The organism is Geobacter sp. FeAm09 (assembly GCF_008330225.1).
Taxonomy (GTDB): Bacteria; Desulfobacterota; Desulfuromonadia; order Geobacterales; family Pseudopelobacteraceae; genus Oryzomonas.
The window spans coordinates 45,532-60,567 of sequence record NZ_CP042466.1; the positions used below are offsets into that span (position 1 = coordinate 45,532).

Annotated in this window: 13 protein-coding genes and 1 pseudogene; all 14 read right to left on the reverse strand. The window is 55.1% G+C overall.

What is annotated here, in order from left to right:
* Positions 1–110 precede the first annotated feature (110 nt).
* The 14 genes and pseudogenes from FO488_RS00280 to traN all read right to left on the reverse strand — a co-directional run bounded on the left by FO488_RS00280 (position 111) and on the right by traN (position 13,361).
* Positions 111–3,578, reverse strand: coding sequence for a conjugal transfer protein TraG N-terminal domain-containing protein (locus tag FO488_RS00280; RefSeq protein ID WP_149208688.1), 3,468 nt, complete (start codon positions 3,576–3,578; stop codon positions 111–113).
* Between the two features lie 9 nt (positions 3,579–3,587).
* Positions 3,588–5,075 (reverse strand): conjugal transfer protein TraH, encoded by a 1,488-nt coding sequence (locus tag FO488_RS00285; RefSeq protein ID WP_168205807.1) that lies wholly within the window; start codon positions 5,073–5,075, stop codon positions 3,588–3,590.
* Positions 5,063–5,770, reverse strand: a complete 708-nt coding sequence (locus FO488_RS00290) for a hypothetical protein (protein ID WP_149208690.1) — start codon at positions 5,768–5,770, stop codon at positions 5,063–5,065. The genes FO488_RS00285 and FO488_RS00290 overlap by 13 nt, the downstream gene beginning before the upstream one ends.
* A gap of 2 nt (positions 5,771–5,772) precedes the next feature.
* Positions 5,773–6,498 (reverse strand): annotated as a pseudogene (traF, locus tag FO488_RS00295) (conjugal transfer protein TraF); the annotation flags it as partial.
* 175 nt (positions 6,499–6,673) lie between these two features.
* On the reverse strand, positions 6,674–7,222 hold the full coding sequence (locus FO488_RS00300) for a S26 family signal peptidase (protein WP_149208692.1): 549 nt from the start codon (positions 7,220–7,222) through the stop codon (positions 6,674–6,676).
* Positions 7,191–7,541, reverse strand: coding sequence for a hypothetical protein (locus FO488_RS00305; RefSeq protein WP_149208693.1), 351 nt, complete (start codon positions 7,539–7,541; stop codon positions 7,191–7,193). Before FO488_RS00305 ends, FO488_RS00300 begins: the two co-directional genes overlap by 32 nt.
* Positions 7,531–7,842 carry a hypothetical protein gene (locus tag FO488_RS00310; protein WP_149208694.1) on the reverse strand — a complete coding sequence of 104 codons (312 nt, stop codon included), beginning with the start codon at positions 7,840–7,842 and terminating at the stop codon, positions 7,531–7,533. The genes FO488_RS00305 and FO488_RS00310 overlap by 11 nt, the downstream gene beginning before the upstream one ends.
* On the reverse strand, positions 7,824–8,096 hold the full coding sequence (locus FO488_RS00315; RefSeq protein ID WP_168205808.1) for a hypothetical protein: 273 nt from the start codon (positions 8,094–8,096) through the stop codon (positions 7,824–7,826). The genes FO488_RS00310 and FO488_RS00315 overlap by 19 nt, the downstream gene beginning before the upstream one ends.
* A 53-nt stretch (positions 8,097–8,149) precedes the next feature.
* Positions 8,150–9,238 carry a vitamin K epoxide reductase family protein gene (locus FO488_RS00320; protein WP_168205809.1) on the reverse strand — a complete coding sequence of 363 codons (1,089 nt, stop codon included), beginning with the start codon at positions 9,236–9,238 and terminating at the stop codon, positions 8,150–8,152.
* Entirely contained in the window at positions 9,225–9,842 is a 618-nt protein-coding gene (locus FO488_RS00325; protein ID WP_168205810.1) for an HD-GYP domain-containing protein, read from the reverse strand. The genes FO488_RS00320 and FO488_RS00325 overlap by 14 nt, the downstream gene beginning before the upstream one ends.
* A gap of 7 nt (positions 9,843–9,849) precedes the next feature.
* Positions 9,850–10,662, reverse strand: coding sequence for a TrbC family F-type conjugative pilus assembly protein (locus tag FO488_RS00330; protein ID WP_205743313.1), 813 nt, complete (start codon positions 10,660–10,662; stop codon positions 9,850–9,852).
* 2 nt (positions 10,663–10,664) lie between these two features.
* On the reverse strand, positions 10,665–11,657 hold the full coding sequence (locus FO488_RS00335; RefSeq protein ID WP_149208699.1) for a TraU family protein: 993 nt from the start codon (positions 11,655–11,657) through the stop codon (positions 10,665–10,667).
* Positions 11,635–12,246: a hypothetical protein gene (locus FO488_RS00340; protein WP_149208700.1), complete on the reverse strand. Its 612-nt coding sequence runs from the start codon at positions 12,244–12,246 to the stop codon at positions 11,635–11,637. Before FO488_RS00340 ends, FO488_RS00335 begins: the two co-directional genes overlap by 23 nt.
* Entirely contained in the window at positions 12,243–13,361 is a 1,119-nt protein-coding gene (traN, locus tag FO488_RS19230) for a conjugal transfer protein TraN (RefSeq protein WP_168205811.1), read from the reverse strand. Before traN ends, FO488_RS00340 begins: the two co-directional genes overlap by 4 nt.
* Positions 13,362–15,036 lie beyond the last annotated feature (1,675 nt).

Sequence of the window (15,036 nt, forward strand, 5' to 3'; positions counted from 1 at the left end):
TGATTGGCTGATAAACTACAACCAATACTATCGTCATCGCGATGAGTGAAATTCCCAATCAATGAGAAGTGAGAAAGGGCCCACCGTATTAGGTTGGCCCTTTCTCGTTATTATTTTGGTGTGAATTTTCCAGACCCTGGTCTGCTGATGCTCGGTCTGTTCCCCGGTCGTACAGAACTCGATGCCGGTCGGGGCATTGTCCTGCCGTGCGGCACCTGGGATGTTCTACTCTGGTTTTGAAGAATCCTCACTGTTTTCTGATTTGCCTGATGCGTTTTTACTTGGTGAGCTCGGGCGGCCTCCTCCGCCGCTCTGGTCTCTTTTTGCACAACTTCTTTGTTGGCTGCAGCTCGTCCTTCTTTCCCAGGTTTGCCAATTACGGTTTCTGGATCTCGCAATGCCCTTGAAAGGTTTTTAACATCGTTCAGGGTCTGCCCAGTCTCATGTAACGCCCCCTGCCCAATCGCGATGGTCGTTGCTAGCGTTCCAGGATTTATGTTGCCGTCCTGGCCAAAACCAGCGCCTTGCGCCGCTGAACCGGCGAGATTCTGTTTCGACTCCACCCTGTTTCCGAATGTGCTGGTGTTGCTTTGATCCAACTTGACGCCGCCACTTCCCTTGACATCCACGTCGGGTTGGCCGGATGTACCACGAGAACTAACAATTGCGGCACCATGTTCGTTGTTGCGCACGAATTCCTGTTCCGTGATTTCGGTAGTTTTGCCGGCAACCAGATTGCCATTGGTGTCCGCCTTGCCGGATACCTGTGCATAATGGAGGCGCCCGTCTTTGTCCATCTGGTACGCAAGGACGGACTGATTGATGCCGTTCTCGACGGTGCCGCCGATGAGCTTGCCATCTTTACCGTAGTAAAGATCACCTTTAACCTCCATTTCCTTTCCACCTATCTGCATCATATAGGTGCCATGCTTGGCAGTCTGGTTGAAGTTCTGGTTATCATACCCGGTCTTGATGAAGGTGCCGGCAGTTTCCCGGAGTCCTTTGTCCACCGTGGTCACATCACGGTTGATCTTCTCAAAATCATGGCCCGACCGTTTTGAGTCGAGATTGTAATGCTCCGACTTCCCGCCGCCGGTCGTATGGGCCATGGTGATCGAACCTGTCGATGCGTCGTAGCCGAACCGTACAGCATCGCCTGCTTTGGAGTGGAAATCCTTATGCCCGGCGGCATGCATTTGTGCGTTGAGAGCATTTGACTCAGCCCGGGTGAGTATGCGTTCCTGGGAGCCATTCTTTTGGGCGTAGGAGTCGGCCAACGCCTTGTAATCTCCAGAGGCAATAGCTGAGCCAAGGGCTGCAGAAGCGGCCTCGAAGTTTTTGAACTTCTCGATGCTGTCAATGTTCGAATGTGCCCCCATGAAAGCGGTTGCCTGACGGGGGTCCATGCCAGTTGCTTGCTGTGTGTGCTGCCAAGTGTCCATCCGGCCGGCGTCGGACAAGATGCCGGCACGCCCCATCTCCTGCAGGTCCTGGTCACTGACCTGCCCGTTTTGGATGGCCTTGAGCATCCCTACATCCTTCATCTTGTCGATGGCGGCCCTATTGCCGGCAAACTCACGTAATCCCATGCCGGCAGCGTTTGCCGCCTTCATCACGGCATCACGTTCACCCTGAGCGAGATTTTGAGTACCTTCAAGGAACTTCGCGTAACTTTCACGATCTCCGCCAAAGGCCTTAGCCGTCGCTTCACCGGATGCATTGTTGAAATCCGCGAGAACCTTGTACGCCTCTGTTTCTGTCTTAAGGCCCAAAGCCTGCTGTATTCTCTGGGCCTGTTGGTGGGCACTGACTCCTTGAGCGTTATCCTGCAGTGTGCGGACGGCCGCATTCTCGTACGCTTGCCTTGTTGACTGGTTATCAACAGCGCCGGCCTCTCTCATGGCATTATTGGCTCCAAGTCTGGCCGCCTGATCGGAGGTCAAGTTCGCCCCATGGCTGAAACGGGTGCTTGCATCCACGGTTGACGCTTGGTGGGTTGAAGCCTGGAGGCCTCCAGGGGTTCCGCCGCCAGCAGCCTTAGCCCCCAAAGCGTCGCCCGTTGCACCGGATATTCGCGCCTCGGCCGCCTCGGCGTAATTGCTCATACCGTGGACGCCAGATGCCAGCGAGGCGACCATTGCGGCCCGTTGGCCAACCGCTTCCTGGTTGCGCATATCGGCCCGGCCCGGGTCTCTTAAATCGTGGTCGGTCTGTTCGTTTTTGGAGGCGGTGTGCATCTGCAGCCGGGCCAATCCTTGGTCAGTGAAATGAAACAGGGTTCCGGAGATGATGGTTGCAAAAGTGGAAATACTGGCCCGGGCAATGCCCAGGTTACTGAGCATACTGCCAATTTTCGTGTTGAGGGCCAGGGCTGTGGAACCGCCGATGCCACTGTTGTTGAAGGCGGATGCCATGGCGGACTGATAGAACGTTGCCCAGATTCTGAATGCGATCACGTCGAGTCCGCGCATGATCATGACAAAGAAAAGGAAGCCAAAGAGCAGGGCAAATACCTTGCGCCACATGCAGGTAGCCATGACCAGGCTAATGAAGGGGATGATCATGATCACGTACGCCAAGTAGATGTTGATCATCTGTGGATTGGTGATGCCGGCGGACACGCCGGAGTTTATGTTGCCCTGTTGCAGTTGCGTTATGAGCTGCACGGATTCTGCGTTGCCGGACGCCAAGGCGTACGATGTGATGTTGGCCACGGTCTGCTGGGAGATGAACGACATGGGATCTATTCCCACTCCCAGGGTGTTGTTGAGTGTGGTCTGGATGAGGCTCTGGCATTGCATCTGGTCGGAGAAACCCGACCCTCCGCAGGCGTTGAGCGCTGCGGCGGAGGCGTTGGCCGGGTTGGTATAATATGACTGAATGGCAGTATATGCCTGTTGGCATGATATGGGGTTGTTCTGGTAATCGGCCGTGAAGACGGCCGGGTTGGCTGCCTTACCCAGCGTATCGAGAATCGTGACCCCGCAGCCGGGCTCCATGACGTTGTCAATGGTTGTAGTGGTGCCGGGCTTCAGAAGCTCGAACGTCAGGCAGTCCTGGACGTAGTTTTGAATGTACCGGGCGTAATTGGCATCGCTGATGAAAGAACTGGCCGTAGTGGCGAGGAGTTGCGGGGCTACCGTCCCCCCGGAGGTCTGGTACTGCATGGGAGGCATGGCGCCGCAGGCGGTCGTGGTGCCCTGGCCGGTGCTATCAGATATGTTGACCTCAATCTGTTCTATCAGGTTCGCTGTCTCGGCAATCAGTACAACGGCCAGTGGCAGATCTGCCACAACAACATCCTGGTTGTAGACCGGATCGAAGATCTCCATCGAGACTTTAGGCACGAATAACCCAAGATACAGGACCATGCCGATCAACGTCAGGTAGAACCAGGTCAGAGGATTGGCGCCTTCGAACATGACTTTGAGGTATCCGACGGCGGCGCCGGCCATTATCCCCAGGATGACGAAGGCGGTTATTGCACCTTTGTGATCGGCGGAGCCGAATATTGCGGCGCAGTTCTGAAAGGCTGCGGAAACGGACTGAAACCCGCCGTAAGTGTAATAGGTGAACATCAAGGCCTCCTAGCTGTTGATCCCCAGTTTCTGCTTCATGCGGGCGGCGACCGATGGACTGAAATGCTGCTGGAGCTTGGCGTTGAGGATGCCGTTGATTTCCTGCAGTTGGTCGCCCACGGTTTTGACGAGTTGAAAGTCATTCATCTGTTTTTGTAGGCTGGCGATAATCTTTTCCTGAAGGTGCTTTGCGTTGTCTTCCAGTTTCTGGATGCTGGCCTTGCTCATCTGTGAAGTCACCGAGAGCTTGCACATGGTCCCGGAAGCACCCGAGGTGTCGGTCGAGTTGCGGGCCACGTCCTCCAGGGAAAAGAGTACCTGGTCAAACCTCGTGATGGCATCGTTGACCGCCACGGCCATCCATTCCGTGGCTGCCAGCTTGGCGAGAGTCGGCAGCATGTTGTCCTGGTTGCCGGACAGAATGGCCATCCGCAGTCCGTAGAGCACGGGCAACGGCATGCTGGACAGAAATTGCGTATCATCAGGTGACAGCTGACTGCCGGCAGTCATGGCGCTCATGATGCTGGCCAGCTTCGTTGACATGTAGTTCTGCAAATTACCGTTGACGTCCGTCGCCTGGGAACACTTCATGTTGATGTCCCTTACCTCGAAAGTGCCGGCCGTCAGGAAGTCCAGGTCGGCGTTCTTGTTGTTGGGGCAGGCGTCCAGAGGAAATACTTGTATTCCGCCGTTGGAGATGGTGAGCATGTCGCCTATGAACCCTCTCAGAAAGCCCTGGTACGTGTCGGGCAGGCCGATGGTGTTCCCGATGACCTGGATAGCGCTTCGCGGGTAATTGTTCGCATCGGAGGGGAACAGGCCGGCTAGAATCGGGTCGGTGCAGCCGGATGTGCTCGGAATGTTGCTTGACGGTTTGCCGCTCTGGGTGTTGAACCAGCTATCCATTTCGGAAAGGGTTTTGACTGCTGGGATACTCTGCTTCAGGGTGGCATACGAATCGGTCAGGGCCATGTCCACTCCGCTGGAAATGTCACCCATCTGCATACTTGTCGCAATATCCTCGGCGGAATTCCTGACAGTGGTTACTAGGCCCTTAGCGGCAGTGCAGTCGTCCATGGACATTTTGTTAAGAGCGTTGGACAGATTCTCGCCGGCGTGACCCAGGTTGAGGATCTTGGACGATAACGTGTCGAAAGCAATCTCGAACGCGATGTATGCGCTGTTCTGGATGACGTTCTGGATCTTCTTGACAAGCATCTCCGGTTTCAAAAAAGCCAGATTGCCACCATAGAAATCGATACTTCCACACCCTGCGGAAACATGGGGAGGGGTGGCAGTGACGAGCTGGTTGTTCTCAGAGACGGGCCAGTGGCCCGAAAACGAACCACCGAACAGCATGCCTCGTTTCTGGCCGTTGTAGTAGTTGGCGCTGCCGGAAGTTTTGCTTGATATCCAGTCATCGAGAAATCCGCCGGCAAAAGCGGTGTTCGAAACCAGTACGAAACTGACGATGATGAGCGGTTTTATGCGTCGCACTGTTTCCTCCTTTTGGGGAATCCGGCCCATATCTTCCACCAAGGCCTTTTGAGATCCCGGGTATATGATTGGAGATCTTCATGGTTGAGTTCGAAGGTTCGGCTTTTTGAATCAATGACCTTGGCGGTCAGGGTGAAGCTGTCCTGTCGCCAATCTGCAGCGTCGTTCCGATCTATCATCTTTCTGACCACGGATATGTGCAGAGGCTGTCCAATGCTCTCCGCAGTGGTTCTGAGTTCGTCGCACGCCGCCTTGAAAGCCCAGTCGATGCGATAGTCATCCATTCTGATTCCGTGCAAGGTGGTGAGCCCTTGCGTAAAGAAGTGGAACTGGGCGATGCAGGTCCTGTGGTTGCCCTCCGCTCCGATGTAGATGTCGCCGCCGTCGATGGAGACGTAGTGCATGTACGGTTCCTTTGGACCGGTTGCCAGGTAATATCCCGGGTTATTCCTGAACATCGGCAGGTTGGACATCATCCGGCGGCCGTTGTGCAGCAGGTTGAGCCAGGTGCCGCCGGCATAGTCGGTGTGCCTGGTACCTACTACCTTGAAAACGTTCACCGAGGCGCATCCGTGGCTTTGTTCCTGAATGACGTATGGTTCAAGTTCGTGAAAGTTCAGGTCATGCCACGACAGCAAATGTTTATGGGCGAATGGCGGAGCGGACGGCAGCCCGAAATAGTCGAGTGGATCCACAGTTACCTCCTTGTCGGTTGATTTCTGTTGAGCGGTGCCAGTGGGTCGTAGGCGCCGCCTCGTTCGTATTCGCGCATTCCATACTGTTCCGGTGCGATCTGGCCCTCCATGAGCCGGACTGTGGAGAATACCCGGTAGTCGAGTTCCTCCAGGGAGACCACCCCATACGATATAGGCTGGTACCCACTGTTGCCCTTTTGCACCAGGATCAATGTGGGGGTAATGGTGACATTGAATTGAGCAGCGAGGTCAGGACGTTTTGTGATGTCGATGCCCTTGATCTCGATGTTCCGAGAAGCGTGATATGTGCGGAGGACGCCTTCCTGGGCTTGGCAGTACTGGCAGTTCGGCCGGTAGAAGTAAATCAGACCATACTCGCTACGGGCGGCAGCGAGCTTTTGACTCATCTCGGCGAGGCGAACCTCCTTGATTGCTTCCTGGCCAGGCGGATTAATTGAGGCGTCGTGCTCCATGGACACGTCGGGGTATGTGTTCACGACCTTTTGTTGGACTTTAGCGAATGCATCCGCTTTGCGGCGGCCAAGGTCAATCATCCGATAAAAGTCGTGGACGTGAGACTCCTTGAGTGTCCTGACCGACTGGTCCTTAAATGCGTCGAGCAGGTCGCTGAATTCCTTCGGTTTCATGTCCCAGAGCTGCTGCGGCGTAAAGTCTCCGAATTTGAGCTCCTTGCGGTTTTCCCATTCGTATTTTTTGGGTTCGTCCGGCTTTTTTTCCGGAGCCGCGGTTTCAGGCTTTTTCGCGGGCTCCTCTTTTCCTTGAGCTTTTCATACCAATAGTAGCCGTGAGTGCCCGCTTCATTGTCCTCATCGGGATAAAAACCGCTGGAATGCGCGGTGCCGCATGCGAAAGTAAGGATGAGGGCTGTTGCCATGCCCCTGTTTATAAAATCGCCCATGCTACCCCCGTAATCCGGTCCCGGCTTATGAAGCCGTAGACTCGTGAGTCGTAACTCCGTGCATCGTCACCGATGACGAATATCATCCCGGCCGGTATCCGGCCATTGAAGCAGAAAGGCGTGATCGGTTTGCCGGCGACCTCGCGTTTGGCCACGGCAAGGTATCGACCGTCGCAATAGTAGTAGCCGTTGGCGTCCACCGAGAGGTTTTCCCCTGGAGAACAACCGACGCGCTTGAGTAGGCCAATAGTATTCGCCGGCTCAGAAGTTTGGTGTCCAAAGAGGCTGGTGATGAATTCCCGGATAGACGCGACTTTGCCTATAACCATCGGCACTTTTTGGTCAAAGGTCACGTAATCGCCGGTGGATATGACCCGGTGATGCTCTGTGTCAGGCGTCCACCAAAATACCAGCGACTCCAGGGACCGTGTCAGGGGAATCCTTAGATGGCAGAGGACGTAGACCTCCACCACAAGGACGGCAGCGATAAGCAGCCAGCGTCTACTGTGCGGGATTTTTTTTATGGCTTCCAATGATGGCGTCTCCCATTATTACGATGTAATTCGACGGTAGGCTGTCGGCTAGGTTTGTGGCGGCCTGCATTTCCTGCTCGCTTACGGCCGCGGCCTGTTGTGGGGTTATCTGTCCGGCCGCTGCGAACTTCTTGATTTCAACCAACTTGTCGGGCACGTCGGAAATCACGATCTTCGTTGCAAAATAACGGTCGTAGGTCACGAGCGCCGCGAGAGTGGTAAAGAAACACCAGGCTGCTACCGTCAGGTACATTCTGGTCGTGGTTACGTACGTCGGCTGAAAGACGGCGGGGTGAATTTGTTCCTGTTCAGAGGACATCGACTTCTCCTTCGTTCTCTGGCAATATTGCCAGGTTCATGGGCAGGACCTGAGCGGCTACGGCAAAGGCGTCGGCCTCCTTCGGGCCGTCTCCGAGGGCTGCATAGAAAATTTCTTCCGGGTTCGGTTCGGTTACTCCCTTTTCCGCGAGGCTCTGCAGCGTCTGCTGCCTGAGCTGGTCGTAGTGGGCGGCCTGAGCTTTACGGTCCTGTTCCGCTGCAGGGCAAGGGATACCGCATTTGTGGCCCAGGATGATCCGGCCCTTGTGGCGGCCGCAGAACATCAAATTTTCTCTGGGCATAAGTCCTCCTTCTCCAGTATTTTTTTAACTGCATCGTGGGCCTTGAAAAACTCCTCGGCCTGGGTAGTGGAAACGGTCAGGTGAAGATTTTGACTGAGGCAGAGCGTTTGAGTGCTGTCATGGCTTAGCCGGGCCTTGCTGCCGGTACGTGCTAGGCTCATGAATCTTAGGTGATCGAGGATGACCGTCAATGGCGGTTCTGTCAGCAACTCCAGATCGCACCTGAATGGTCCGGGAGACGCGACGGCGTACATGACAAACCAACTCCCCTCCTCGATGGCCGCTCTTATGTCCTGTTGCCGCTTCATCACTTGCTTTGAAGCCGTTTGATGGTCGTAAGGACAATGCCTGCGCCGATATTCTCGATGCCGGAAAGGGTACGGCGCTCCCCTGTCACCCGGTTGCGTATCACGACTGCGGGCGTCATGGTGACGCCGTTCGCCCTGAGAAATGCTGTCGTGCTGTTGGTGAGTCCAGTGATGTCGGCGTAGTCAGCCATGCGCAGGGTGAGGCCGGCCTTCGTGAAGGCGCTCCGGACCTGCTCCTCGGTGGGGCGTTTCGTCGTGGCGGCCAGTCCCAGGAGAATTTTTCTGCCGGCGAGGTAATGAGGTTTGTCATTAAGCAACAGACTGGTGTGAAATGGCACGAAATTGAGGCTTTCCAGATGGACAGGATCATCAATGAATGTGTACCGAGCGACCTTGCCGACTTCCGGTAGCATGGCCTCAATTGTCGGTTCGATTTTACGGCAGTAATCGCAGAACCAGTCGGTGACAAAATAGACTTCCACCGTCGATGATTGGGGGCCGGCGAGCCATACGTCCTGCCGGATGGTGCTGATAGCTGCGACGTGATCGGCTGGGGCAGAGATGCCGGCAATGGCAAAGGTGAGGCTGCTGAACCCGATGCAGATCATGACAATCGCGTAACGTCCAACTCGCATGACACGTTTCCAGGACGGGGCCGGGTCCTGACCAATCCGGGAGAGGACTTCGCCGAGGCGGACGGCCGCCGCCAGGATCACGGTCGCTGCTATGACCATGCAGGTAGGGCAGTAATGGCCAATTATGTGCTTCTGTATGTAGATGAAGAGGATTTCTGCACCGACGGCGCCGGCGAGTTGGACGTCGAAGATGAAACGAAAGCCCCCATTGCCGTTGTTGCGGAAGAAACTTGCCGCGATGGCTATGATGAAAAACGGGATTCCCACGGTGGAGAAGTGCAGACCGAACAGGCTGTATTTCTCGGCGTCGCTGCAGCCTCCGGAACAGATGCCAAAGGCGGCCAGAATGCTGCCGACCAAAGCAATGGCGAGAAATAGCCATAGGACATAGCTGAAGAACCGGTCTGCCCGGGTGCCGCCGGCGAGGTTGAAGATAAAATCAAGCATACGCATAGGAATCCTCCTTGATGGCCTTATGTTTGCGAAACGCTGACAAATAGTTGATGACAGCCTTACAGACAATCTCCGAGCTACCATTGAAGAGCCCTTCCAGGTCCTGCTCCATTTGCGACAGGATGAATCTGTCGTCCGCAATGCTCCGACGATATGGCCGGTCTTCCAGGAGAGCGGATAGAGTATCGGCGATCCGTACCACCTTGGTAAGCGGTGCGAGTTCGCTGGCACGAAGTCCATGGGGGTAGCCCGTGCCGGCAGCGTTCTCGTGGTGATGGACCACGACCTCCGCATACCGTTCCAAACTGGTGTTCTTCACGAATTGAAGACCCCACGAAGTGTGCAGGCGCATGGTTTCCATCTCTCGATCCGTTAGGACCGACGGTTTGTTCAGGATGGACTCGGATACGAACAATTTCCCGATGTCGTGTAGCAGGCCGGCGGTGTAGGCATCTTCGGGCGAACAGGCAGGATCGTTGCCGCTGTCCAGAAGATTGCGAACAATCATTGACGATATCTCCGCGGTCTGGAGTGAGTGATCGCGCAATGCTACGCTTTTGGCGTACATGACATTGAGAAGGACGGTTTTCAGGTTGTGGTCCATGGATACCTCAGCGCCCCAGGTAGTGTGACATGGCGGCGAGTGTGGGGGATTTGGTGGTGTCTGCCGTCCGCCCGAACAGGTACGAAAGGGCGGCGTCGCCATAGATCATCGTCCAGGACGACGGGGAAGGTACCGGCACGTTTTCTGGGCTCCCCTCGCTCACATCCGGATCGACCGGGTGCACACCGCGGACATAGACCAGCGCAGGAACACTGGCAGGACGGAAACGGCGGTAAAGATTAGGATCAATGTCTATCTGAGTGCTGAATGTCGCACAATTAGCACCGCTGCACCCCAGGTCTTTCAGTCGAATTTGCATGAAGAACTCCATAGTTTTTGTGCCGTCCTGGATGCCGTCAACAAATCCGCGCACGACCATTACGACTCGGGGATCGCGCAGCCGGTCAATGCCCCGGGCATAGTTCCGCAGAGTCGATAGCGGCATCGAGGAGGATATGAACAGGTAGATACGTTCGTCTGCAGCGAGGTGCGGAATCTGGCCGGCGACGGTTGGCTGGGAGTCCGCATAGTAGGCGCCCGGCCGGTTGGCCGAGCCGCCGCCGAACATTTCGCGTTGGAGACGGTTGTGCTCTTTTTGGACCCGGTCCTGAAACGCCTTCGAGTTGACCGTGTCTATGACCTGTTTGGCTGTGGAGGTCTGGGACAAGCCGCTGGTTACGCTTTCCGGGAGTCGCTGCACATCCGTGTAGTATTGGGCGGAATTCGCCCGGGCATTATCGATGGCCTCTTGGGCAGTGCCGGCGAGGACCGGGCTGGCAAGAGCGAAAAAGGCCGCAGTTATGGCTGTCGTGGTGCGCATGATCATTGTCCACCGTAGATTTTCTGACAGCAGCGTTTCTTCTGGAACAGGACGTACAGGAAATTTTTGTCATTGTACGTCGGTGCTCGACCGGAGCCCCAGATCAGTTCCGATTCCCCGGCCCAGAACGGTGTGGAGCTTTTGACCGGTTTGGCCAACTGGAAGCGCCATTGAGAACTCTTCCAGACCGGCACGATCTGGCCCGAGCAGCCCTGGGAGTCAACTAGGTAATCCTCAACTGTGCCGAATTGGGTATTGGTGTAGATCTGCCGCGCCGCGATCTGGGCCGAGGCGGTCAGGTTGTGCGGCGAGTTGCTGTTGCCGGACAATGGGTAGATGTTGTCCCAGCCGCACCAGAACAGTGAGTCGTAGGCCGCCGGGAAAAAGTTGCCCGGTACCTGGGCGATGGCGTTCTTGGCGCCGCAGGCGATATCCGCGACCGGGTTGGCGACGAGGAATACCTTTGGGTCCTTCAGCATTGCCAGCCAGTCCTCAGTCCAGGAGGGGTCTATTTCGGACAGGTAGGTCATCTGCAGGGGGACTTGCTGGATGCACGACAGCCCCGTGAGCATGCCGAGCAATTGAATGGCGTTGAAGGGCCACCAGTGGACCTGTTTGAAGGTATGAGGAGTGGCCACGCTTTTGTCGTTGGTCCCCTGGTGCGATCCGTTGTCGTTACCGACGGTCGTGCCTACCACGGTGGAGCAGTACGGATCGTCCACCACCTCCACCAGGTAGGCCACGTCCCAAAAGCCTATCTGAGTGCCGATGAATGTGCCCGACGACGTGGTGCAGGTGCAGATCGGGTTGACAGTTCCCGTGGCACCATCCGGGGCGTTGTTGTTGCTGGCCACGGCAACACCGCCTACCCGGATCGGGAACAGACCATTCCAGGCAATGTCCGTGACTGGGTTGAAAACGGTACCGTTGCACGTGGCCATGGCCGGCACGGTGCAACTCATAACGAAGAGGCTAATGACGAGTGCTTTTAACATCTATTTCCTCCACATTCAGCGTTGCTCCGTTCTGACAGGCTACGGAGGGAACCCGCTCGACACCGAAAATTTCCAAGAGTTGTCGGTCGGCATAATAGACCGGACGTTTCAAGGCTTTCTCGGCCTTTTCGATGTCGCCATCGGTTAATAAAACCGGTGTGACGGGGTTAAGCGCCTGCTGAAACGATGCGAGCCATTTTTGTTGAGCTCGGTCATCAGCGTTGACGAATATTACGCAGGCGGGCATGGTGAACTGCTGGAGAGGGTTGAATACAAACCCACGCGGGTATTTGATCCGGCTCGGGTTCTGGGGATCAGGCACGTCCACATCAAGGGTGAAGGTCATGGTCACTTTGTGTACCCGGGCGGCTGTTGCGCGTGGAATCGCTGGCAGTTCAGGCCGGAAATGGCGCGCCTGTTCCTTTGCAGCCGCTAGGATATGTCTCCAATCCACCTTCCTGGCCCGCTCCACCACTTCCGTCAGGGCGTCTCGCTCTGCAAATTTGTAGGTTTGCCCCACAGTACCGATCACTTCGGCCATGGTGATCGCCGGCAGCAGTACGATAAAGATGATAAGCCGTCCGATCATGGTACCGCCTTATACGCTGGTGAGCTCTGTATGCTCTGTGCCGCTGCCGAGCCCGTAGAATTGATGAACCCCTGGACCATGGGCGTGATTTTGCTCATGTTCTCGTTCAGGCTTTTTTCCCATTCGGAGAGGTCCATTATGCTGAAGTTCAGGGCTTGAAACTCTTCAGGTGTGAATCCTCGGCAAATGGGGCTTTGCGCAGACCCCCACCCACTGCTGAAACTTTGGAGTTGCGGCCGGCCCTGCTCGTGCATGATTCTGGCTAGTTGGGATTGGAAGCAGCATGAGGTCTGCTTGTTGACCATGCAAATCCCGAGCAGTCTTGAACTACAATAACTTCCTACGATGTGACACATGCCGTTATGCTGTTCGGTAGCCTCCTGAATTTCACTCGATTCACAACCACCAGATAATTTGTTTGGATAGCAGCATTTGGTTTCGCTGTAGTTGCCAAGCATGCCCTGAGAGATGGCAGGAGAATACTGATCGGTAAGCGCCTGCAACTGTTGCAGGTATTGGTAAAACGCCGGCGTGGAGGCTTGCTGCGCTGCAGCATCAAGAAATGTCCCTGACCCTTGCAATGCATCAGCCAGATTCGCAAACCCCTCAGATGTACCAACCGCAGGCGCAAACTGCGGATCAACTTGCAGGGAACCTGGACTAATATCAATGTTGGAGGCAATGGCATCGGAGTTGACCAAACCAGAACTTCCCAGATTATCCTTCAAATATGATCCGAGAGATGGGAGAGCCTGCCCAATTGCGCTGATACCCATGCTTATCAATGTCGAGCTTGCGTTGAATTGACCTGTCGCCGCATCAATACAGGCATTAACTGCTGTATTTATGACAGTATTTACTATGGCTGTGGCTACAGTAGTACTGATGCCCGCCGAAACAGCCAGCGCAGCTCCAAGGGCAGCTCCAACACCAGTGGCTGCAAGCACAATCTGAGCTACCAGCTTCGCATATGAATTCAGCATCCCGTTGCGATCATAGAGCCGGCATCGCATGTCGTTACCGTTGAATAGATATATCTGGCCAAGACAATTACCGTTGGCATCATGAGCGCCATCATTGTTTTTGTCGTTCTGACCGGTGGGGGTGTCGGTCACAGAGGTCCAGCCAGCAGTGTTGGACTGGCAGTTGTTGGGTGAGCAATACTTGGCAGGTTGGCCACTGCTGGTGAGGGTTGTGTCACCTTGAACCTGGTAACAGGATGACGTTCCCACAGGGCATGTAGCAATTTGACAGCCGTGCGTTACTGTCGAATAGACTCCAAGGTTACAAATCGGCACAGCCTCGCACTTTTCGACTGGGAGGCCGTTATAAGTCGTGCCGGATACGCAGGTGTGCTGAGTGTCAGAAATACATTTATTTATGCTAGTGGAATAGGCAATGGTGCTGGCCAATGAATATGCCGCGTCTTGAGGGCATGTGGGCGCTTGATAACATTTCTGCGCGGTCGAGTCCCATGTGTACGTCCCGCAATTCTTCGTTACAGTGGCCTCACATCGGTCTTTTGCAGCGACAAATGCCCCGTTTGCACAGATAGCCCCTGAATAACATATTGAGTTGGCCGCATCGTAGGTGTATGAACTGGCGCATGAGGTGGTAATGGCCAGCTCGCAACGGTCCTTTGAGGTGTTGAGGACAGATGAAATCGCGCACGTCGGAGCCTGGACGCACTGGCCGGACGTGGAGTCGTACGTCCAGCCACTACCGCATGAGGGTGTCATGGAAGCCCAACAGACATCGTTGCCGCCGTCGAAATTTCCCCCTGTACATGTGGGGTTGGCCTGAACTAGCGTTGAGCAGGTTGAACCAGACAGAGTGCCACCGGATGGGCAGGTGTAGGTTCCTCCATAACTGCCTGCGGCTGGGGCTATATATAGAGTAAAGTTTTGCGAAGTAAAAGGGCTGTAGAATACTATTGGTATTAGGCCAGGATATGCTACTTTAGAGACACATGCTGAACCAGCAGATATCCCGTGTGTATCGACTACTTCAATATATGAAGTATAATTTGTGTAATCGTAAGCTGGATATGCAAATGAAAGAGGCCCTGTAGATCCAGGGAAGTTAGAACTACAACCGCATGCTGATGAAGGTGCATAACCTGCTAAAGTGAAAGCTGTAGAGTTGCCACTTTCATCTGGCCAACTTTGAGAGGCTGTACTGTAATAACCTGTACGCCCGAAAAAATTTGACGCATTGTAAACCGGTACATTATATGCGCATGAGCCTGACAAAGTTGCTGTATATGTAGATCCTGACTCGCATTTATTCGTAGTTGAATTATATGTCCCCGTTGGACATTCCGGCGCCTTTTCGCACCTATTCCGAGCGGCGACCCAGGAATAGCCGGTCGGGCAGCTTGGGGAATACGGCTGCATGCACTTATCATAGGTGGTGCTGTAGGTTCCACCAGTGGGGCACGCCGGGGCAATGTAACAGAGATTGGCGGTCGAATCATAGGTGAAGCCACTGGCGCAGTTCGTCGTTACCGTGAGCTCACAACGATCCCGGGCGGCATTATATGTGCCACCACCCGAACAACTCACAGGGGCCGTGCAGACGTTGTTTGAGGAGTCGTAGGTGTACCCGGTGGGGCAATCGTTCTGCACAAGCTTTTCACAACGCTGGGTCGTTGCGTTGTAGGTTCCGCCGGCGCAGACCGGCGACGAAACACATTTGTCAATTGATGAGTCCCAGGTATAGCCAGACGGACATGTGACGGTGGGTGCCACCTGGCACATATCGCGAGAGGTGTTGAGTGTGCTTCCGGTG